19 protein-coding genes and 2 pseudogenes are annotated in these 19,722 nt (G+C 61.7%); 6 read left to right on the top strand and 15 right to left on the bottom strand.

All coding sequences use genetic code 11. The annotated features are described in order from the left end of the window. Window position 1 precedes the first annotated feature (1 nt). Entirely contained in the window at window positions 2-472 is a 471-nt protein-coding gene (locus AF337_RS14225) for a cyclophilin-like fold protein (protein WP_049732542.1), read from the top strand. 140 nt (window positions 473-612) lie between these two features. Continuing rightward, window positions 613-2,265, top strand: coding sequence for an acyltransferase (locus tag AF337_RS14220; RefSeq protein WP_049732582.1), 1,653 nt, complete (start codon window positions 613-615; stop codon window positions 2,263-2,265). 15 nt (window positions 2,266-2,280) lie between these two features. Here AF337_RS14220 and AF337_RS14215 read toward each other — a convergent pair whose 3' ends face one another. Further along, window positions 2,281-3,168, bottom strand: coding sequence for a LysR substrate-binding domain-containing protein (locus tag AF337_RS14215; protein ID WP_049732541.1), 888 nt, complete (start codon window positions 3,166-3,168; stop codon window positions 2,281-2,283). A gap of 110 nt (window positions 3,169-3,278) precedes the next feature. On the opposite strand from AF337_RS14215, the gene AF337_RS14210 reads away from it, so the two are divergent. The 3 genes from AF337_RS14210 to AF337_RS14200 are packed head-to-tail and all read left to right on the top strand — an operon-like array spanning window position 3,279 to window position 6,934. Then, complete coding sequence (locus AF337_RS14210) at window positions 3,279-4,532, top strand: aromatic ring-hydroxylating oxygenase subunit alpha (RefSeq protein WP_049732540.1); 1,254 nt, start codon at window positions 3,279-3,281, stop codon at window positions 4,530-4,532. Next, window positions 4,522-5,613: an FAD-binding oxidoreductase gene (locus AF337_RS14205; RefSeq protein ID WP_049732539.1), complete on the top strand. Its 1,092-nt coding sequence runs from the start codon at window positions 4,522-4,524 to the stop codon at window positions 5,611-5,613. The genes AF337_RS14210 and AF337_RS14205 overlap by 11 nt, the downstream gene beginning before the upstream one ends. Window positions 5,614-5,653: 40 nt before the next feature. Continuing rightward, entirely contained in the window at window positions 5,654-6,934 is a 1,281-nt protein-coding gene (locus AF337_RS14200; RefSeq protein ID WP_049732538.1) for a M24 family metallopeptidase, read from the top strand. 25 nt (window positions 6,935-6,959) lie between these two features. Here AF337_RS14200 and AF337_RS14195 read toward each other — a convergent pair whose 3' ends face one another. From AF337_RS14195 to AF337_RS14140, 13 genes and pseudogenes are all read right to left on the bottom strand, one after another. Then, window positions 6,960-7,973, bottom strand: a complete 1,014-nt coding sequence (locus tag AF337_RS14195; RefSeq protein ID WP_049732537.1) for a GlxA family transcriptional regulator — start codon at window positions 7,971-7,973, stop codon at window positions 6,960-6,962. Between the two features lie 40 nt (window positions 7,974-8,013). Beyond that, window positions 8,014-9,012 (bottom strand): 4-hydroxyproline epimerase, encoded by a 999-nt coding sequence (locus AF337_RS14190; protein WP_049732581.1) that lies wholly within the window; start codon window positions 9,010-9,012, stop codon window positions 8,014-8,016. 14 nt (window positions 9,013-9,026) lie between these two features. Then, entirely contained in the window at window positions 9,027-9,878 is an 852-nt protein-coding gene (locus AF337_RS14185; protein ID WP_049732536.1) for an ABC transporter permease, read from the bottom strand. Further along, window positions 9,875-10,723: an ABC transporter permease gene (locus AF337_RS14180; RefSeq protein WP_049732535.1), complete on the bottom strand. Its 849-nt coding sequence runs from the start codon at window positions 10,721-10,723 to the stop codon at window positions 9,875-9,877. The genes AF337_RS14185 and AF337_RS14180 overlap by 4 nt, the downstream gene beginning before the upstream one ends. 21 nt (window positions 10,724-10,744) lie before the next feature. Continuing rightward, a complete protein-coding gene (locus tag AF337_RS14175; protein WP_049732534.1) occupies window positions 10,745-11,836 on the bottom strand; it encodes a quaternary amine ABC transporter ATP-binding protein in 1,092 nt (363 codons plus the stop codon). Between the two features lie 84 nt (window positions 11,837-11,920). Continuing rightward, the gene (locus AF337_RS14170; RefSeq protein WP_049732533.1) at window positions 11,921-12,772 is read right to left on the bottom strand and encodes a glycine betaine ABC transporter substrate-binding protein; all 852 of its coding nucleotides are present in this window, start codon (window positions 12,770-12,772) and stop codon (window positions 11,921-11,923) included. 77 nt (window positions 12,773-12,849) lie between these two features. Continuing rightward, on the bottom strand, window positions 12,850-14,196 hold the full coding sequence (locus tag AF337_RS14165) for an NAD(P)/FAD-dependent oxidoreductase (RefSeq protein ID WP_049732532.1): 1,347 nt from the start codon (window positions 14,194-14,196) through the stop codon (window positions 12,850-12,852). Next, window positions 14,193-15,710: an aldehyde dehydrogenase gene (locus AF337_RS14160; protein WP_049732531.1), complete on the bottom strand. Its 1,518-nt coding sequence runs from the start codon at window positions 15,708-15,710 to the stop codon at window positions 14,193-14,195. Before AF337_RS14160 ends, AF337_RS14165 begins: the two co-directional genes overlap by 4 nt. Further along, on the bottom strand, window positions 15,703-16,614 hold the full coding sequence (locus tag AF337_RS14155) for a dihydrodipicolinate synthase family protein (protein WP_049732530.1): 912 nt from the start codon (window positions 16,612-16,614) through the stop codon (window positions 15,703-15,705). The genes AF337_RS14160 and AF337_RS14155 overlap by 8 nt, the downstream gene beginning before the upstream one ends. After that, a complete protein-coding gene (locus AF337_RS14150; RefSeq protein ID WP_049732529.1) occupies window positions 16,611-17,327 on the bottom strand; it encodes a GntR family transcriptional regulator in 717 nt (238 codons plus the stop codon). The genes AF337_RS14155 and AF337_RS14150 overlap by 4 nt, the downstream gene beginning before the upstream one ends. Before the next feature lie 400 nt (window positions 17,328-17,727). Continuing rightward, window positions 17,728-18,157: pseudogene (locus AF337_RS14145) on the bottom strand (S-(hydroxymethyl)glutathione synthase); the annotation flags it as partial. Continuing rightward, window positions 18,153-18,421, bottom strand: a pseudogene (locus tag AF337_RS45395) (ISNCY family transposase); the annotation flags it as partial. The pseudogenes AF337_RS45395 and AF337_RS14145, both read right to left, overlap by 5 nt. Before the next feature lie 16 nt (window positions 18,422-18,437). Beyond that, window positions 18,438-18,995 (bottom strand): hypothetical protein, encoded by a 558-nt coding sequence (locus AF337_RS14140; RefSeq protein ID WP_049732528.1) that lies wholly within the window; start codon window positions 18,993-18,995, stop codon window positions 18,438-18,440. 127 nt (window positions 18,996-19,122) lie between these two features. Here AF337_RS14140 and AF337_RS14135 point away from each other — a divergent pair, with 127 nt between their 5' ends. Continuing rightward, a complete protein-coding gene (locus AF337_RS14135) occupies window positions 19,123-19,341 on the top strand; it encodes a hypothetical protein (protein WP_049732527.1) in 219 nt (72 codons plus the stop codon). 121 nt (window positions 19,342-19,462) lie between these two features. On the opposite strand, the gene AF337_RS14130 is transcribed toward AF337_RS14135, so the two are convergent. After that, window positions 19,463-19,722, bottom strand: a 260-nt coding sequence (locus AF337_RS14130; protein WP_152971078.1) for an aminotransferase class I/II-fold pyridoxal phosphate-dependent enzyme, incomplete at its 5' end; no start/stop codon positions are given.

The following is a 19,722-nucleotide window of genomic DNA, read 5'->3' as shown; positions in this document are numbered from 1 at the left end:
CATGTCGACCACATCCCAATTCATGAGCCGGCGGACGATGTTAGGGCTAGCGCTGACGGCTGGCGCCATGCCGCGCCTGGCGACCGCACAGGAAGGCAGCAGCCCGGCGAGTCAGAAACCCACCGACGTCAGGATCGGAATAAGCTTCTGCAACCTGACCCTGACTGCAACGCTTTACGACAATCCCTCCGCGCTGGATCTTGCATCCATGCTGCCTTTGGACCTCAAGATCGAGGACTACGGCAAGAACGAGAAGATCGTCCATCTGCCACGCAAGCTCACGGAAGAAGGCAGTGCTCCCTTCGGCAACGAACAGCCGGGCGATCTTTGCTATTTCAAGCCCTGGGGAAACCTCGCCCTCTTCTACGGGGACTACCGTTGGGACGGACTGATCCGCCTCGGCCGCTTCGACAATGGTTTTGAGCCGCTGCTCATCAGGGGAGAATTCCCGGTGCGCATCGAACGGATCTGACAGCCGCCATGCCAGAAGCGGTTCTCCGACGGCTTGATCCGGTCTTGCTTTCGCAGGAATGACACCATCTGATGCAGTGCGAGGCAGGATCGCCGAAGCCAGACGGATGTTCGGCGGTCGAAATCGACAATGAGGATCAGATGGACCAAGGCCATAACCGGCAAGCGTCGACGAGCGAGGATCGGGAATCGCGCAGGCTGCAATATCTTCCCTGGGAACGCATCGCGTCTGACCTCGATCATCCCGCCCATCTCGCCCGCAAGGCGGCGCTTCGGCGCTCATGCGGCGCCGAATTGGCCGAGACGTCCTATATCGCTGAAGATGCCGCGATCTTCACCGAAAGCCTGACGATGGGCGAGCGGTCCTGGATTGCCGGGCAGGCGCTCGTGCGGGGCGATGTGGTCCTCGGCGACGATTGCTCGATCAATCCTTTTGCCTGTGTGTCCGGCAAGGTGACGTGCGGCAATGGGGTGCGAATTGCCTCGCACGCATCGATCGTCGGATTCAATCACGGCTTCGACGATCCTGATCGCCCCATCCATCGCCAGGGCGTCATCAGCCTCGGCATCGTGATCGGCGACGATGTCTGGATCGGCGCCAATTGCGTTATCCTCGATGGCGTCACCATTGGAAATGGCGCGGTGATCGCCGCCGGGGCCGTGGTCACGCAGGACATTCCCGCCCTGTCGATTGCCGGAGGCGTACCGGCAAAGGTGCTGCGGCGCCGAGGCAAGGCGGCCAGGAAATCCGGCATTGCAGATATCGAAGATCAGTTGGTCAGGCTCGGTCAGAAGGCGAAAGAGCAATGGCCGGATATTCTCGCCCGCTGGAAAACAGCTGAGGCCTATGAATCGCTGGAGGCGGACGGCGTCAGGCGATCGGCGATCCGGCATCTCTGCGATGCCATCGAGATCGCAGCCGGCTTCGGCCAGCTGCCGCGCGGGCTCGATCAGCCGCAGACCGTCCAGCGTCTCCAAAGTCTCCAGGACCGGGAGACAGGCCTCTTCCCGGAAGAGCATTCGCGCGTGCATGGCCGGGCGTTGAGGGAGGATCCGAAGGCACTCTACAATGTCCTTTCGGTCGGTTATGCGCTTGAATTGCTTGGCTCCGGACCACGGCACCCCATCCAGGCGGTGCAACTCGGCACTCAAGAGCTGGAGCAATGGCTAAGCGCCCTGCCCTGGTCGAGCCGGGCATGGCATGCCGGCAGCGTGGTCGATGCCATCGGAACCGCCATGTACTTCAATGCCAAGTATTTCGGCATCAAGGATTCGCGCCAGCAGCTCTTCGAGTGGCTGAGCCGCAATGCCAACAGCGTCTCGGGCCTGTGGGGCGAGCCGACGGCGCTGGAAGGATGGCTGCAGCCGGTGAACGGCTTTTACCGACTGACGCGTGGCACCTACGCGCAGTTCGGTATGCCGCTCCCGCACCCGCATGCCGCGCTCGAAACGGTTCATCTCAATTATCGCAATCACACGGGCTTCGTTGCTGAGAAATACAATGCCTGCAACCTGCTCGACACGATCCATCCGCTGCTGCTGATTGCCCGCCAGACCGATTATCGGCGGGCCGACGGCGAGGCGATCGCCCGCAATCTTATCTCAAGGGCCTTGGACAGATGGCGGGATGGCGAAGGATTCCCCTTCGCCGACGGTAGCGTACCGAGCTTGCAGGGCACGGAGATGTGGCTTTCCGTCATCCACCTGGCGGCCGATTTCCTAGACCTGTCGGATCGCTTCGCCTTTGTTCCGAAGGGCGTGCACCGGACGGCGACTCCGGGGTTGGGCTTGTAGCTTTGGCCTTTTCGATCAACCGTGCAATGATGCCGTCAGCCAGGCGGCGGCGAGATCGCGGGCGCTGCTTCGCTTGGCTTTGACGGGCACGATGACATTGTAACGCCCTTCGGCGGCAAGCTCGCTGCTGTCTGCCTGCACCAGGGTTCCGTCCTCCAAGAACGTGCCGACCAGCATGCGCCATCCCAGCGCCACCCCCTGCCCGGCGCGGGCGGCGGCGATGGTTTCGGTATAGTGGTTGAACCGAAGCGATGGCTTGACCTCGATATTGGCGCCAATCAGCGAAACCCATTGCGACCAGTTGTACCAGGACCGATCGACAACGTCCGTTTCGATGAATTCGTCGGCCGAGCCTAACGGTCCATCTCCTCGGCGCCTGAGATAATCGGGAGAGCAGACGGGGGAAATGACGTCGCCGCGCGAGGCGATGACGGTCCCGTCGCTGAAGGGCGGCAGGCCGTAACGGATCGCCACATCGACCTCTCCACCGTCGAGCGCAATCGGGCTGTCCTGGGAGATCACCCGTACCAGAATACCGGGATTGGCCCGGCGGAATTCGGCGAGCCGCGGCAGCAGCCAGAAGGAAGAGAATGCTACGGTTGCTCCGATCGTCACCACGTCCTGACTGCGCGACTGCATCGCCTCCACGCTTTCGGCAATATCGGCAAAGCTCTTTGCCAGCGTCGCGCCGAGGCTGACGCACGCCGCTGTCGGTTCGATCGCCCGGTGTTTGCGCACGAACAGGGCCTGGCTGAACTCCTCCTCCAGCAACGCAATCTGCCGGCTGACTGCCGCCTGGGTGACGCCGAGTTCGCTTGCCGCGGTCGTAAAGCTCTTCCGGCGCAGCACCGCTTCCAGCGTCACCAGCGCCGTCAGCGACGGGAGCCGTCTCCGAAACTGCATCTCAAAACCCTCTTGGCATGAGAAAAAATTATGTGAGCGTGATTTTTTATGCCGTTGAAAGCCCCACGATGCAAGGGCAACCTAGGGAAACTCTCACATAAGAGGTTCTCATGCTAAATAGGCTTCCATCTACCATTTCGGCACTGCTCGACTCCCGCTCGGAAGGCCACTCGCTGCCGGCCGGCCTCTATATAAGAGAAGACGTATTCGAAGCGGATATCGAGGTCTTCTTCCACAAGCACTGGATCTGCGTCGGCCTCGACTGTGATGTTCCAGAGCCCGGCGACGCTACGGTCGTCGATATCGGCAAGACGAGCCTGATCCTGCTGCGCGACGACGACGGCGAAATCCGCGTGCTGCACAATGTCTGCCGCCATCGCGGCTCCCGTCTTCTCAACCCGGGCAGGACGATCGTTTCGAAGCTCGTCTGTCCCTATCACACCTGGACCTATGAGCTGACGGGCGAACTCAGCTACGCCCCCCATATGGGCAAGGAATTCGACAAGGATTGTCACGGTCTCAAGCCGGTCACCTTCAAGTCGATCGGCGGCCTGATCTACGTCTGCCTGTCCGACAATCCGCCCGAGGACATTGCCGTCCTCGAACAGGCGATGATCGAGCGGCTCGCGCCCTACGATATCCGCAATGCCAAGATCGCCCACCAGACCGACGTCATCGAGGACGGCAACTGGAAGCTGACGATGGAGAACAATCGCGAGTGCTATCACTGCTCCGCCAACCACCCGGAACTCTGCGTCTCCTTCGTCGATCTCGACTTCGGTTTCGATCCCGAAACGTTGAGCCCTGAGGATCGAGAACAGGCCGAGGAGCATTTCCGGCTTTACGAGGCGCGCACGCAGGCATGGGAAGCCGACGGTTTCCCCTCGGCTGCCGTCGAGCAGCTTTCCGATTGCGCCACTAACTTCCGCACGCAGCGGCTGATCATATCAGGTGCGGGCGAATCCCAGACCCCCGACGCCACCGCCGCATCGTCCAAGCTCCTCGGGCAGATGACCCGCAAGGATCTCGGCGACACGCATCTCTGGGGTCATAACAGCTGGAACCACTTCATGGGCGACCATGCCGTGGTGGCAACCGTTATCCCGCTCTCTTCAGGCAAGACGCTGGTCAGGACCAAGTGGCTGGTGCACAAGGACGCCGTCGAAGGGGTCGATTACGACCTCGACAAGCTGACGGATGTCTGGGTCGCAACCACCGATCAGGACGCCGATCTCGTCGCCCGTTCCCATGCCGGCGCTCTCGATCCGGCCTATCAGCCGGGTCCCTATTCCCGCTTTTCCGAGACGAACCTCGACAAGTTCGCCAGCTGGTACATCGACCGGATGCGCGCTCATGGATACTAGGACCCCGCAAGTGCTGCTCGCAAAGGCCGCCCTTCACGACGTCTGGAATCCCGAGGAAGACGATGCGCTCGTCTGCCTCGACGTCCAGCAGGAGACCCACGACGTCAAGACGTTCACCTTCGCCTCCCCTGGGGGGAAGCACTTCGCCTTCAAGGCCGGACAGTATTTTCTGTTCGACCTTGAACACAATGGAGAGGCTGAAAGCCGGTGCTACAGCATCTCCTCTTCGCCGCATCGCACGAACGCCTTCTCCGTCACGGTGAAGCGCGTTCCGGGCGGCAAGATCTCCAACTGGCTTCACGACTCGCTGGTTCCGGGCGCATCCGTCAAGGCGAAAGGCCCGCTCGGCCATTTCGTCCGGTCCGAGACGTCGGGACCTAAGCTTCTGCTGCTCTCCGGCGGCTCCGGCATCACCCCGGTCATGTCCATTCTGCGGGAACTTGCCGACAGCTGCGAACCCGCCGATGTTGTCTTCATGCACGCCGCGCGCACACCGCAGGATTTGATCTTCCGCGACGAGCTTGCCTGCATCGCCCGCAGGCTGAAGGGCCTTCGGCTGCACTTCCTCCCGGAGACCGTCGCCGGCGAGGCGTCCTGGCCGGGTCTCACCGGCCGTATTTCGGCGGACTATGTCAGGCTTGCGGTTCCCGATATCGCCGAGCGGACGCTGATGTGCTGCGGCCCCGCCCCGTTCATGGCGGCGGCCCGCCGCATTTCCACCGAGCTCGGCGTCCCCGCCTCGCACTATCTCGAGGAAAGCTTCGACGACGCCGTCATCGACGAACCGGAAATCCCTGCAGTTGGGGAGGCGACCGCCAAGGTCTTTCAGGTGACCTTTTCGAAGCAGGCCCGCAGCATCGAGGTGACAGGCGATCAGAGCGTGCTCTCCTGCGCGAAGAAGTCGGGGGTCAGGGTTCCATCCTCCTGCGCCAACGGCGTCTGCGGCACCTGCAAGTCGAAGCTGACATCGGGCACGGTCGACATGAACCACAATGGCGGCATCCGCCAGAGGGAAATCGACGCCGGATTCTTCCTGCCCTGCTGCTCGAAGCCGCTCAGCGATCTCGTCATCGAACGCTGAGCGACACCGCATTATTCACCGACAACAAGGGAGCACTCGGATGCTGCGAGACGAAAACGATTCCGTCGAGCTGACCGGCTCGACCGTCTTCAAGGATGAGCGCAAGCAGGCCTACCTCAACCCCGAGGGAGCGGACCGGCCTCTCATCAGTCCTGTGCCGGCCGCGACGCTCGACCGGGCGCGCCGCTACCGGCTGGCGCGGCTGCGCATGAAGATGCGCGAATGGGATTGCGGCGCGCTGCTGCTCTACGATCCCGTCAATATCCGCTATGCCTTCGACTCGTCGAACATGAGCATCTGGACGATGCATAATCCGTCACGCTACGCGCTGATCCTGGCCGACGGCCCGGCGATTATTTTCGAATTCGAAGGCGCCGAACACGTCAATGACGGGCTGCCCGGCATCGACGAGATCCGGCTGGCGAAGTCCTGGATCTTCTTCACCGCAGGCAACCTCGTGGAACCCCGCCTGAAGGTCTGGGCGGACGAGATCACCGACATCGTGAAGGGCAATGGCGCCAACAGGTGCATCGCCGTCGACAGGCTCGAACCATCAGGCGCATTCGAACTCACGGAACGCGGATTTACCCTTCTCGACGGCCAGGAACTGGCCGAACGGGCGCGGTCGGTCAAAAGCGATGAAGAAATCGAGCTGATGCGCTGGACGATCCGCGTCTGCGAAGCGGGAATGGCGCGGATGTACGAAGTATCGGAGCCGGGCCGCACCGAGCGGGAGATCTGGGCCGAACTGCACTTCGAAAATGCGCGCAGCGGCGGCGAATGGCTGGAGACCAAGCTATTGACCGCGGGCCCCCGAACCAATCCCTGGTATCAGGAGTGTTCGGACTACGTCATCAAGCGCGGCGAGATGATCTCCTTCGACACCGATATGATCGGCCCCTACGGCTATTGCGCCGACCTCTCGCGCTCATGGACATCAGGCCACGTGGCCATGAACGCCAAGCAGAAGGAGCTTTACGCCGCAGCCAGGGACCAGATCGAACACAATCTGTCGGTCATCCGGCCGGGCATGACGTTCCGGGAGTTCAACGAACTGTCCTGGCAAATCCCGGAGAAATACCAGCCTTATCGCTACACGCTCGCCCTGCACGGTACCGGCATGGCCGACGAATGGCCGGGCGTGTTGCTGCACCCGGATTTCGATCCCGCTTTCAGCGGCATCATCGAGGAGAACATGGTGCTCAACGTCGAAAGCCTGATCGCCGAAGCCGGTTCGGAGAGCATCAAACTAGAAACCCAGGCCCTGATCACCGCCAAGGGCGCGGAGCGGCTGGACAGCTTTCCGTGGGAGGATATCTGAAACCTCTTCGCGCGAGGCGTCTCGGTCAGTGCGCCCTCAAAGCTGCCGCGCGATGCTGTGACGGCGTCTGCCCGAAAGTCCGCTTGAAGGTCCGCGTGAACTGCGAGGCATTTTCAAAGCCGACATCGAGCGCGATCTCGATAAGCGGCGCCTTCGACTGGACCAGGATCGATTTTGCCCGCTCCATGCGAACCCGATTATAGGCCTTGGCGGGAGACATTCCCGTCTTGTCGATGAAAATTCTCTCCAGCTGCCGCCGTGACAGCCCAACCATGCCGGCAAGCTTCTGGATCGATATGCTGCCGTCGACGAACTGTTCCATCGTAATCATCGCCGCCTTGACGCGAGCGTCGTCATAATCGTCGTACAGCGGACGGCGGGGCTGGATATCCGCCGGCGCCCGGGCCTTCTCGATCTGAAGCACTTCAAGCGCATTTCGCTCGGCATCCCGGCTGATATATTTCCTGACCAGCAACGCGGCCATGTCGGCCGAACTGCTGCCGCCGGCGCAGGATCCGCGCTGGCGATCGAGATTGAAGAGCCGGTCGGACCGAACGCCGTGATCGGGGAACCGCTCGCGAAACTCCTTGTAATGCAGCCAGCTCACGCAGGATTCGTGCCGCTTCATCAGGCCGGCCGCCGCAAGAATGAACGACCCGGTGCAGACGCCGATCAGCGGCACCTTCTTGGCATCCGCCTGCCTGAGAAAAGTGATGGTCTGCTGGTCGACAGGATTCTCCACCGTCAGAAGCCCGCCGACGACCACGATGTAGTCGAATTTCAAAGGATCGACGAAATCGGAGGTCGGGGCAACCTGGACGCCGCAGCTTGAGGTGATCAGATGCCGCGTGCTGCCGATCACCTGCCAATCGGCAAGCACCCTTCCGGAGCGATCCTGCTCGTCGCTGGCAAGCCGCAGCGTATCGATGAAGAGCGCAAAGGCCGACAGCGTAAATGACCGCGACAGCACGAATCCCACTTTAAGCCGGGCGCCGGGTTTCGCGGCGCCGTCTCCCTGCCGATGCTGCTCCGGTCGCATAGTCATCTCCTTGCCGCCTCTCAAAACTCGGAAAATGCGCTCATCGAATTTGAAAACCGTGTGCCAGCGGATCACGGTCGTCAACAAAGATGGTGTTGTGGCCGATGACCCGCGCCCAGCCGCCGATGCTTGGAAGAATGCCGCGATAGGGTCCGACCCTCGCCTCGGCTTCGACCCGGCCCTCGAAAATGGTTCCGATCAGGCTTTCATGACGATATTTCGACCCGACATCGAGCCGCCCCTTGCCATGGAGCTGGGCCATGCGCGCCGACGTGCCGGTGCCGCCCGGCGACCGATCGATGGCCTTGTCGCCGTAGAAGACCGCACAGCGTCCGTCCGAGACGTCGTTGACGGGACGGTCGCACCAGATCGCATGATGCACGCCGCGGATCCTGGCATCGTCGGGATGGACGGGATCGCAGACGCCAGCAAGCGCCGATCTCAGCCTCTGGCTGCAGCCGACAATATCGGACGCCGACATGTCGTCGAGCCCGCTCCAATTCTCTTGCGGCTCGACGACCGCATAATAATTGCCGCCATAGGAGATATCGACCCGCAGACGGCCCATGCCGGGCACATCGACCTCGACATCGGCCTCGTGGAGATAGCTCGCCACATTGTGGAGACGAACGCTATCGACATAGCCGCCCTTCTCCTCATAGGTGACATCCACTCTGCCGGCCGGCGTTTCGATGGCGACCCGACCCGGCTCGCGCGGCCTGACCAGTCCGTCCTCGATCGCAGCCGTCACGGTGCCGATCGTGCCGGCGCCGCACATCGGCAGGCAGCCGCTGACTTCGATGAAAAGAACGGCGAAATCGCAGTCTTCCCGGTAGGCAGGGTAGATGATCGAGCCCGACATGATGTCATGCCCCCTCGGCTCGAACATCAGCGCCTTGCGGACCCAATCGTGGTCGCGGACGAAGATTTCCCGGCGCTCGCCCATCGGCAGGTGCGGAAGCAGCGGACCGCCGCCGGCAACGAGGCGGACGGGGTTGCCGCAGGTATGGGCATCGATGCAGAAGAAGCTGTTTCTCATCCTCGTGTCCTTGCTCATCCCGCTTTCGGCAGCCTGTCGCGGTCGAGCAGGCCGCGGGACAACCGGTCAAGCAGAAGGGCGACCGCGACGATCGCCAGGCCGGCTCTCAGACCAAGCCCCATCTCCATGCGCGTCAGGCCGCGCGTCACCTCGGCGCCGAGCCCGCCTGCGCCGACGAGGCCGGCCAGCACGACCATCGCCAGCGACAGAAGAATGCACTGGTTGAGCCCGACCAGCAGCGTCTGCTTGGCCAGGGGGATTTCGATCTTCCAGAGGATGGAGCGCGGCGGCGCGCCGATGGCGCTGCCGAGTTCGATGAACACCTTCGGCACCTGGTTGAAGGCCAGCGTCGTCAGGCGCAGCATCGGCGGAATGCCGTAGACGATGGTGGCGATGATCGCCGGCACGCGCCCAAGGCTGAAGATCATCACCGCGGGAATGAGATAGACCCATGGCGGCACGGTCTGCATCACGTCGAGAATCGGGCGAACCACCGCCTCCAACGTCTTGTGCCGCGAGCACAGGACGCCGATCGGAAAGGCGACGAGCACCGAGATCATGACGGCGACGCTGACCAGCGCAAGGGTCTGCATCGATGCCGTCCACAGCCCTACAACCAGGCAGAAACCGAGGCAGAGACCGGCAAGGATCGCGGCGCGCAGGCTGACGGCAAAGAATGCCAGGACGACAACGATCGCGATCAGCGCATAGGGTGGCACGAAGAGCAGTGCCGCCTCGATTGCCGAAAGCACCGTTTCCACCAGATAGCTGATGGCCGCAAACAGAGGGTGAAGATTGGTGTTGAGCCAATCGACCGATGGCGCCAGGAAGGCGCCGGGCGAAAACTGAAAGGTCGAAAGATTCATGCTTTCCTCCCTGTTCCCAAGCGAGCGGCACTCTGGGTTATCCGGTCAATCACCATGGTCAATACCACGATAGCGATCGCTCCATTGATTGAGGTGGCGATGTCGAGTGTCCTGATCGCGCCGTAGATCGTCTCTCCGAGCCCGCCGGAACCGACGATGCCGGCGATGACCACCATGCCGAAGGCCATCATCAGGCTCTGATTGATGCCTGCCATGATGCTCGGCAGAGCAAAGGGAAGACGGATCTTGAGGAACATCCTTGCCGGCGTCATCCCGAGCGCCTCCCCAAGTTCGATGAATTCCTTGGGAGTCATGCGGATGCCGAGCGAGGTCAGGCGGATGGCCGGCGGCACGGCGACGATCACGGTCGCAATCAGCGCCGTCGCCGGTCCGTAGCCGAGCAGGGCGATCGCCGGCAGCAGGTAGATATAGGGCGGAAGCGTCTGGATCAGATCGAGACCCGGCTCGATGAAGCGATCGAGAGCGGTGAAGAAGCCGGCGGCGATACCGATCGGGATGCCGATCGCCAAGGCGATCGCGGTCGCGGTCAGGACCAGAGCGAGCGTGCTCATCGTCTCCGGCCAGAGCCCCATCGAAAAACAAAGCGCCAGCGCGACGCCGCTCGCGAGGCCGAACCAGAGATTGACCGCCCGCCAGCCGATGAGCGCCACGACCAGGGCGATCACGTAGAAGGGCGGAAGCTGCAGGAGCCAAAGGATGCCGTCATAAAGCCCTTCGAGAACCTGTCTGATATAGTCGAAGAGGAATTCTCCGTTGTCGCTCACCCATTCGAGCGCAGAGTCCGTCCATTCGTCGAAAACATCGGTGAAGGCTGAACTATCCATGTCAATCACCTCCAGTTGGGGTCACGCCGCCGTGAGATCGTGGGCGGAGGTCCCCTTGACGCCCATCAGCAGGCTGCGCGGCGTGACCACGCCGACGACCTGATCGTTGTCGACGACGGCGATGGCGTCACGCTCCGACTGCATCGTCAAAGAAATGAGCTCGTCGATATCGGCGTCCGGCGTCGTGCGCGCCAGCGAGGCGATGTCGAAGGTCGGCGCCCCTTGCTGGAATTCGGCGACACTCCGCATGACGGAATGCGCCTTGATCAGGTGCAGGCGGGAAATGCCCGCGACGAATTCGGCGACGTAGGCGTCCGCCGGGTTGAGGATGATTTCCTCTGCCGTGCCAGTCTGGATGATGACGCCGTCCTTCATGATCGCGATGCGATCGCCGATGCGGATCGCCTCGTCGAGATCATGGGTGATGAAGACGGCGGACTTGCCGAGCGCTTTGGTCAGCTGGCGGAACTCATCCTGAAGCTGGCGCCGGATCAGCGGGTCGAGCGCGCTGAACGGCTCGTCCATCAGGATGATCTCGGGGTCGGAGGCGAGCGCTCGGGCAAGCCCGACGCGTTGCTGCATGCCGCCGGAAAGCTCACTGGGATAACGGCTCAGCCAGTCGGCGAGGCCGACCTTCTCGAGGGCGGCGGCAGCGGTCTTGTTTCGCTCTGCCTTCGCAATACCCTGGACCTCGAGGCCGAAGGCCGCATTTTCGAGCACCGTCCGGTGCGGCAGCAGCGCGACGCTCTGAAACACCATGCCGATGTTCTTGGCGCGCATCTGCCGGAGATCGACCGGCGACAAGGAGGCGAGGTCGCGTCCCTTGACCAGGACCTTGCCGGAGCTCGGCGTGATCAGCTTGTTGAGAAGGCGGATGAGCGTCGATTTTCCGCTTCCCGACAGTCCCATGATGCAGAAGATTTCGCCGCGCCGGACCTCGATGCTCGCATCGGAGACGCCGACGACGCAGTTGAACTCCTTGAGGACCTCTGTCTTGCCGAGGCCGCGCTCCTTGATCGATTTCATCGCGGCGACGGACTTGCCTCCGAAAACCTTCCAGAGGGATTGGCAGTCGATCAGGACATCCTTGGCATCGATATTGGCGGCTTTCATAGCGATCCCCTTTGAGCCAATGGCGCTGGCTTCTTCATTCGGTTTGAAGATGGCCGCCCGACGGATCGGGCGGCCACGATGCGATTACTTCTTCTTGATGTTTTCCCAGCGCTTGATCAGGTCGGCATGGCTGCCGATCCAATCCTGCACGGCCTGGTCCATGGTCTTGCCGTCCTTAACTTCGCCGTTGATGGTGGTGATGTCGGCGATCGGCACGTAGACGCTGGCCATGACTTCGCGGGCATGCGGATATTCTTCGGAAAAGCCCTTATGGCCGATCCAGTAGTAGCTCTGCGGTGGCGGGAATACGCCCTTCGGATCCTTGAGGTACTTGACCTCGTACTTCTGGACCATCCAGGACGGCTCCCAGATCGTGACCGCGATCCACTCCTTGCGATCGTAGGCGGATTTCAGCGCGGCCGTCATCGCGGCGGTGCTGCCTTCGACGAGCTGGAGCTTGAGGCCGTAATCCTTGACCGCATTCGCCGTATCGCGCATCAGGCCGGCGCCCGGTTCGATGCCGATGATCTTGCCGCCGAACTTGTCGGCGTTTTCATTGAGCTGTTCGAGCGAGTCGATCGGAACGTATTTCGGAACGGCGACGCCCTGATAGAGGCCGTGCGAAACCGGCGAAATCTTTTCGAGGCGGTTCTTGTTCTTGTCCCAATAGTCCTGGGCGACGTAGTCGGTCTGCGAGGTGAGAGCCTGGATATCGCCCTTGGCAAGAGCGGCATAGGCAATGCCCCATTCGGAGAACTCGGTCACCTTGACGGTGTAGCCGGCATCTTCGAGAACCTTCTTGGTAATGCCGGTGATGGGCGTCAGATCTTCCCACGACATCGTGCCGAGGGTGATCGTCTTTTCCTCGGCGCGAGCAGGAAGGATGCTCATCCCGATCACCGCAGCGGCGCAAAGCGCCTTCCACAAAATCTTCATTGTTTTTACTCCTGGTTTTCGTTCCCGTACTCATCGAAGTCTGCAGGCGGCAGTCTTCACATTGCGCGGCGGAGGGATCATCCCTCGCGGCCTGCACGCAATTCCTGAAAGCGGATGACAGAGTTGACGCCGAGCCACGCAATGGGCTCGGGCGGCAGCCTGGTCGGCTCCGGCTGGTTCTTGTATTTCTCAAGCTCCGGGCTGGCGGCGCCGGTCGCGAGATCGGCGGCCATCATGCCCGCGAAAGTGCTCTTGACGGTGCCGAGACCATTCTCGCAGCAGGCGGAAAAGAGCCCCTCTTCGACCTCGCCGAATGCCGGCACATGGTTTCTGGAGAGGCAGAGCGCGCCCGCCCAGCTATATTCCATCGGCAGGCGCTCCATCCCCGGAAAACGGGCATCGAACGACCGCCGCTGTTCGGCAGCAATTCCGGCGACGCGCTTCTCCGACACTTTCAGGCTCGGGTCATAGGTGAACCTCGTCCTGACGACGATCCTCGAAAGCCCGTCCTTGGTGATCTTGCGCACCGTCGCGCCCATCGGATCGGCCGGCAGCAGCGCCCAGCGATCCACACCGGTGACATCGCCTGCGAATTCGTTCTGCGAAAAGGCCGAGGTCATCGACGCATAGGTGAAGATATGCATCAGCCTTCCGCGAAAATGACCGAAGCTTTGAATATGGCCGTTCACACCGAGAATGACCTTCGGCGCCGAAACGGAGCCGCGGGCGGTCTTCGCCTTCCAGGTCCCGCTTTCACGCGAAAGCTCCAGCACCGGCGAATGCTCGTGGATCGCAACCTTCGAATGGAGCCCGCGCGCCAGACCTCTGATATAATCGGCCGGCTGGATCATCACCGCGCCGGGCGTGTAGAGGCCGCCGCGATAATAGTGCGAGCCGGTCATCTCCCGCATCTGGTCGGCGTCGAGAACGCGATGCTCCTCGCCGATCTTCTCAAGTGACTTCCTGTAATTGTCGTTGAGACCCATTCCCCGCTCGGAGGCCGCGGCATTCACCTTGCCCGAGGGATCGAAGGTTTCCCGGGACAGGCCGTATTCGGCCGCGACATCGGCTGCGAAGGAGATCGCCAGCCGGTTCTGCCGGATCTCGTCCTTGGTCGCTGCTTCGTCGGCGACCGAATACTCGCCCGAAGACAGGTTGTGCGGCACGTCGATCATGAAGCCGGAATTGCGCCCGGCCGGACCCTTGGCGAGTTCGCGGGCCTCCAGGACAACGATCTTGTCCTCAGGCCGCGTTTGCGAGAGGCGGCGGGCCGCCGACAGGCCGGCAAATCCGCCGCCGATGATCAGCCAATCGGCGGTAATGTCGTGTTCAAGCGCCTTCACGGGAAAGGCGCGTTCGCTGGTCGCCTCCCATCCCGAAACGCCGGTGTCGGTCGGCAGGTGCTTGATCACATGGCGGCTCATCGGATCGTCTCGTCGACGGAGCGCTCCGAAATGTCGATCCATATGGTCTTGAGCTCGCAGTAATTGTCATGGGCGAAGACCGACTTGTCGCGGCCGCCGAAACCGGACTCCTTGTAGCCGCCGAACGGCGTGGTGGCGTCACCTTCACCGAAGCAGTTGACGGTGATCAGGCCGGCCCGGATGTCGCGGGTCAGCCGGATCGCATTGCGCAGGCTGCCCGTATAGACGGAGGCCGTCAGGCCATAATTGGTATCGTTGGCCAAAGCGGTCGCCTCGGCGAGCGTGTTGAACGTCGTGACCGACAGGATCGGTCCGAAGATTTCCTCCTGGAACAGGCGGCTGGCCGGCGTCACACCCTCGACCAGCGTCGGCTCGATGAAGATGCCGTTATAGGTTTCGCCGCCTTGAGTGACGGACAGCTTCTCCGTCTTGGCATCGTCGAGGAAGGATTTCACCTTCTCGAAATGCGACTTGCTGACGAGCGCGCCGATGCGGTTTTCAGGATCGAGCGGATCGCCCGTCTTCCATTCGCGCATATAGGCGCCGATGCGCTTCATCAATTCATCCTTGATCTTGGAATGAACGATGAGACGTGAGGTGGCCGAGCAATTCTCGCCCATGTTCCAGAAGGCGCCGTTGACCACCTGCTCGGCAACGAGATCGAGGTCTTCGGCATCGTCGAGAACGACCGCGGGGTTCTTGCCGCCGCATTCGAGCACGACCTTCTTGAGGTTCGAATCCGCGGCGTAACGCAGGAAGCGACGGCCGGTCGGCGTCGAGCCGGTGAAGGCCACCATGTCGACATCATTGTGCAGGCCGATCGGTTCGCCGACCTCCCGGCCGGAGCCGGTGACGACGTTGAACACACCAGCCGGAATACCGGCTTCGTGGGCAAGCTCGGCGACGCGCAGCGTGGTGAGCGTCGTTTCCTGCGCCGGCTTGACGATGACCGAGCAGCCGGCGGCAAGCGCCGGGCCGATCTTCCAGGCCAGCATCAGCAGCGGGAAATTCCACGGCAGCACGCATCCGACGACGCCGATCGGCTCGCGCACGATCATCGTCAGCGCATTGGCGCCGACCGGGGCGGTGTTGTCATAGAGCTTGTCGATCAGCTCGGCATGCCAGCGCAGCGTATGAATGGTATCGGGAACGTCGACCGTCTGGCATTCGCGCACCGGCTTGCCGCTGTCGAGGCTTTCCAGGACGGCGAGCTCGTGTCTGTGGCGCTCCAGGAGCTTGGCAAGCTTCAGAAGCACTTCCTTGCGCTCACCCGGCGAGCGAAGCCGCCAACGCCCATCGTCGAACGCATCCTTCGCCTTCTCAACGGCGAAGTCGACATCGCTGGAATCGCAGGCGGCGATTTCGGCGAGGACTTCGCCCGTCGCAGGGTTCGTCGAGGTGAAAGTCTTGCCGGAATTTGCCGGACGAAATGCGCCGTCGATGAAGGCGTTCGTCGGAAACTGAAGCTCGGCGGCGATCGCCTTGTATTCGGCGGCGGTCAAGGGTTCATGCATGATTGGCTCCCGACGTGATCTGGGCGACCGTGCGCTTCAAGGTGGCGACGACGGTCTCAAGGGTTCTTTTCTCTTCGGAGTTCAGTCCGCGCAGCGGCGCCCGCACCGGGCCGGCTTTGAGGCCGATGATCTCGCAGCCGTGCTTGATCGACTGGACGAATTTGCCGCATTCGAGGAAATCCATCAGCGGCAGCATCGCGCTCATGATCGCCCGGCCCTTGTCGAAGTTCTTTTCGAGGACGCAGGCCTCATAGAGGGCGACATGCTCGCGCGGCAGGAAGTTGGAACCGGCGCAGACCCAGCTCTTCGCACCCCAGGCGAAGAATTCGAGCGCCTGGTCGTCCCAGCCGCAGGACAGCGCAATATGCGGAAACTTGCGGGCAAGCCGGTGAAGATTGCCCATGTCGCCGGAGCTTTCCTTGATGGCGATCACGTTCTTCGACTTGCCGACGCGGGAGAAATACTCCTCGCCCATCACCACGCCCATGCGGGCGGGATAGTTGTAGAGCATGATCGGCAGGTTGGCGGCGCGATCGACGGTCAGCGCATGGACCGCGTTCTCGCGTTCGGTCGGCAATGCGTATGGCGGTGACGACACCAGGATCGCATCCGCGCCGATTTCCTTCGCCGCCTTGGCGTATTCGACCGAATCTTCGGTCCGCGTGGCGCCGGTGCCGATGATCAGCGGCAATCGCGTGCCGATGACTTCCTTCGCATAGGCCGCGAGTTCGTGACGTTCCTGGCCGCTCTGGGCATAGTATTCGCCCGTCGAACCGCCGACGATGATGCCGTGGACACCCGCCTCGATCAGCGACTCGAGCACGGCGGCAAATCCGGCCCGGTCGATCTGACCATTCTTGTCGAGCGGCGTTACCGCCGGCGTATAGATCCCCTCAAACTTCACGACGACTTCTCCAATACTTGCGTGGCCGGACCGCCGAGGAAGGCGTCCGCTTTCAGGCCTTGCGGGGCGATGAACATCTCCATGTTCTCGCGGGACAATTCCCAGTGTTCGAAAACGAGATCGACAACGGCATTCTCATCATGAGCGCCGAGCGCTGCGATGAAGCCGTCATGGTGGTCGGCCGCCACCTGCAGCCGCCGCCGCATATCCTCGTTCCTCGGCCGGAAGAACGTGTGACCGATGCGCGCATGATCGATGAGCAGCCGGCCGAGGCTCGGCTGCAGATAGACGTTGCCCGACATCTCGCCGAAGATTTCGTGAAAGCGATTGTTCTCAAGAACCATCGCCAATGCGTCCATGTTCTCGCTGGCAGCACGGAACCGCTCCTGCGTCTGCTTTAGGTCCGACAGCTGAGCGGGCTTGAAGTTCTGCACGGCGAGACGGCCGATCGCCGCATAGATCATCGGCGCAACGAGAAAGAAATTGCGAAGCGTGGAGTGGTTCATCGGGATGACCCGCGCACCCCGGTTCTCGCGGATGTCGATATAACCCTCGCCGGCGAGGCGGCGGAAGATATCCCGCACCGGCGTCCGGGAAAGCCCGTACCGCTCGCTCAAACTCGCCTCGTCCAGATCGGCGTCCGGGTCCAGTTCCATCGTCAAAATCTGGCGCTTCAGGTCGTCGTAGAGATTGCTCTTCGGTGTCTTCGCCATCGTCGATCTCCGGCCATTTGTTGCTCTACGCCCTGATGGCACGCATCCCCCAGGGAGTCAAACGATTGTGTACTTTGCGTACACAATTATTATTCTGAGGATACACAATAACACGCGCCCCCTGGAGAGCGGCCGTCAGACTTGATGCGGCTGATGGGGTGAACAGACATCCACAGCGGAAAGCTCCGCCGCGGCATCGCGGGTTTCTTTCCAGACGGGTTATCGTGGCAGGTCAGGAGAATTCTCTGCAGCCGACATCGATGCGCTCTTGCATCCATCGATCATCAGGCGCCCGAGGCCGGGTGCCGGCAAGCCGGCGGTGCGCGGCCATCGCGGGATATATCGATATCCGGACAGCGGCGAGGGCCGGGGAGCGCCGAGGTCGGCGCTCCCCGGTGGATTACGAGGCGAGAACGCCGCTCTTCTTGGCGGTCCAGGTGGCGATATAGTCCATCAGGCCGGGGTTGAGGCAATCGTATGGCTCGATACCAGATGTCTTCAACTGCGCTCTGACGGCATCCATCTTGCCAGGATCGAAGCCGCTTTCGATGATCGGCGACACGAAGGCCGGGCTTTGCCCAGCCGCCTTCCTGGAAGCGCTCAGGATGGACAAAGGACAATCCCTGGAAGGGATGTTCGCGCTCGACCGGCCCGTACATATGCACGCCGCATTCCTTGCAGGCGTGCCGCTGGATTAGGGCCGAGGCATCGACGACGGCAAGTTTGTCGCCGTTCTCGAGGACTTCGACGCTCTCGGTCGGCGCAACCGCCACGACCGAAAAGGCCGCACCCTCGGGCTTCCAGCACTTGCAGCCGCGGGCATGATGCGTCGAAATAGCTGAAGGCGCTTTCCGAGCGCACGAAGCGCAGTTGCATCAGCCTGCCGGTCGCATCATCGACGAACACCAAGAGCGAACACGGATCTCCACGATCCTCAAACCAGCGATGCTCGGACTGGCCTCACGCCGCAACCGCGGCTGATGAAACGTCCGCCGCTGCTTGCGCGACAGCCAAAGTCCGGCCTCCGACATCCAACGACCCAGCGTCTCGCGTGACACACGCAATCCATCGCGCTCGGCAAGCTTCTCGGCCGCCCAGAGTTTCCGCCCCTCAAAATGCGCTGACGGTGAGCGCAGCGGAGAATATGAAGAGAGTTGCGGAACTAAATCGCCGGGCAAACAAGGGTATCTGTTTTTCACCTCCCAGAACGATCCTGCCCATCGATAGCCAGACGGCGGAGGCGAGAAACACCGTGGAGGCGAGAACGGCGACAATGGCTATCGATGATGCCTTCTGCGCGGGAGGGATTATTGTCAGCCCGATTATGAACCCCTTGGGATTCAACAGGGTGGTTAAGGCCAGCTGCCGTATTCTTACGACCGTGACAGGGCTCGATCCGACACCCCAGAGCCGGAGCGCGAGGTAGAAAACCCAGGTCGCCGAAGCAAGTTTGACGGCCTGCGAAATCGCGGGATGATCACGGAGAATGGGAGCGGCTAGACCGGAGACCGAAAGAACAATCGCAAGATAGGCGAAGACGACCGTTGCAAGAACCATGATCGCCCGCCTAGAGGTCAGCCCCTGAGATGCGATCGCCAATATCGCATTGGTTGGTCCGGGCAAAATGAGAAGCGTGAAAACGCTCGCAGCAAGAGGAAGAAGATGCACTGTTATAAGTCCTTCGGTTCCTGCATTGCTGACAGGGCCGGCCTGACGGGTCGTTGATAAAGATCATTTTCAGCTGGAACATTCTCCGTTGCCTGCCGTTTATTTCAGTCAAACTTGAGGTTTCTCCATGCCTCGCATGATCAGCTTCATGCTCACTCGATTAGCCACGGGCTTCGCAATTGGATGCGTTGTGGGGTTTCTGGTTTGGCAGAACGGCTTTTTGCCCTTCGGCTCCGCGGCAGGGGAGGTTCAGCACTATATCGCCCAGGGTCTGTTTATCTATCTCTTCGCGAGTACGATAAGCATGGGCTATCTCGCTACAGCGCTTCTGCTGGAAGTGGAGTAGTCCCTTTTTCATCCAAGTCGCGACCTATAGAAAGAGCGGGCAAACACCGAGTACGACGCTTCGGGCGGACTTCGCGCCTGCGCTTCGGCCATGATCATATTCCGCGTCTTGCCCTGTATTCTCAGGCCACCATCCTTGCCAGCGCGCAGCGCGACCAGAGCGAATGCAGCGCCTCGACCAGATGGGCGATATCGGCGTCCGAATGCAGCGGCGTCGGCGTGATACGCAGCCGCTCGGTCTTCTTCGGCACGGTGGGGTAGTTGATCGGCTGGACGTAGACGCCGCAATTGTCGAGCAGCAGGTCGGAGATCCACTTGCACTTGGCGGCATCGCCGACCAGCACCGGCACGATATGGCTCGGATTGGGCACATGCGGAATGC

The sequence above is a fragment of the Rhizobium ecuadorense genome (assembly GCF_001187535.1).
GTDB lineage: Bacteria > Pseudomonadota > Alphaproteobacteria > Rhizobiales > Rhizobiaceae > Rhizobium > Rhizobium ecuadorense.
This window is presented reverse-complemented; position numbering and strand designations above follow the sequence as displayed.

What these genes read in the sequence shown, in the direction of transcription:
- AF337_RS14215 (WP_049732541.1), bottom strand. Translation starts at nt 3,168, where the DNA reads ATGCAGTTTCGGAGACGGCTCCCGTCGCTGACGGCGCTGGTGACGCTG.
- AF337_RS14180 (WP_049732535.1), bottom strand. Translation starts at nt 10,723, where the DNA reads ATGGATAGTTCAGCCTTCACCGATGTTTTCGACGAATGGACGGACTCT.
- AF337_RS14175 (WP_049732534.1), bottom strand. Translation starts at nt 11,836, where the DNA reads ATGAAAGCCGCCAATATCGATGCCAAGGATGTCCTGATCGACTGCCAA.
- AF337_RS14170 (WP_049732533.1), bottom strand. Translation starts at nt 12,772, where the DNA reads ATGAAGATTTTGTGGAAGGCGCTTTGCGCCGCTGCGGTGATCGGGATG.
- AF337_RS14150 (WP_049732529.1), bottom strand. Translation starts at nt 17,327, where the DNA reads ATGGCGAAGACACCGAAGAGCAATCTCTACGACGACCTGAAGCGCCAG.
- AF337_RS14190 (WP_049732581.1), bottom strand. Translation starts at nt 9,012, where the DNA reads ATGAGAAACAGCTTCTTCTGCATCGATGCCCATACCTGCGGCAACCCC.
- AF337_RS14195 (WP_049732537.1), bottom strand. Translation starts at nt 7,973, where the DNA reads ATGCGACCGGAGCAGCATCGGCAGGGAGACGGCGCCGCGAAACCCGGC.
- AF337_RS14160 (WP_049732531.1), bottom strand. Translation starts at nt 15,710, where the DNA reads ATGCATGAACCCTTGACCGCCGCCGAATACAAGGCGATCGCCGCCGAG.
- AF337_RS14220 (WP_049732582.1), top strand. Translation starts at nt 613, where the DNA reads ATGGACCAAGGCCATAACCGGCAAGCGTCGACGAGCGAGGATCGGGAA.
- AF337_RS14165 (WP_049732532.1), bottom strand. Translation starts at nt 14,196, where the DNA reads ATGAGCCGCCATGTGATCAAGCACCTGCCGACCGACACCGGCGTTTCG.
- AF337_RS14225 (WP_049732542.1), top strand. Translation starts at nt 2, where the DNA reads ATGTCGACCACATCCCAATTCATGAGCCGGCGGACGATGTTAGGGCTA.
- AF337_RS14210 (WP_049732540.1), top strand. Translation starts at nt 3,279, where the DNA reads ATGCTAAATAGGCTTCCATCTACCATTTCGGCACTGCTCGACTCCCGC.
- AF337_RS14135 (WP_049732527.1), top strand. Translation starts at nt 19,123, where the DNA reads ATGCCTCGCATGATCAGCTTCATGCTCACTCGATTAGCCACGGGCTTC.
- AF337_RS14185 (WP_049732536.1), bottom strand. Translation starts at nt 9,878, where the DNA reads ATGAATCTTTCGACCTTTCAGTTTTCGCCCGGCGCCTTCCTGGCGCCA.
- AF337_RS14205 (WP_049732539.1), top strand. Translation starts at nt 4,522, where the DNA reads ATGGATACTAGGACCCCGCAAGTGCTGCTCGCAAAGGCCGCCCTTCAC.
- AF337_RS14200 (WP_049732538.1), top strand. Translation starts at nt 5,654, where the DNA reads ATGCTGCGAGACGAAAACGATTCCGTCGAGCTGACCGGCTCGACCGTC.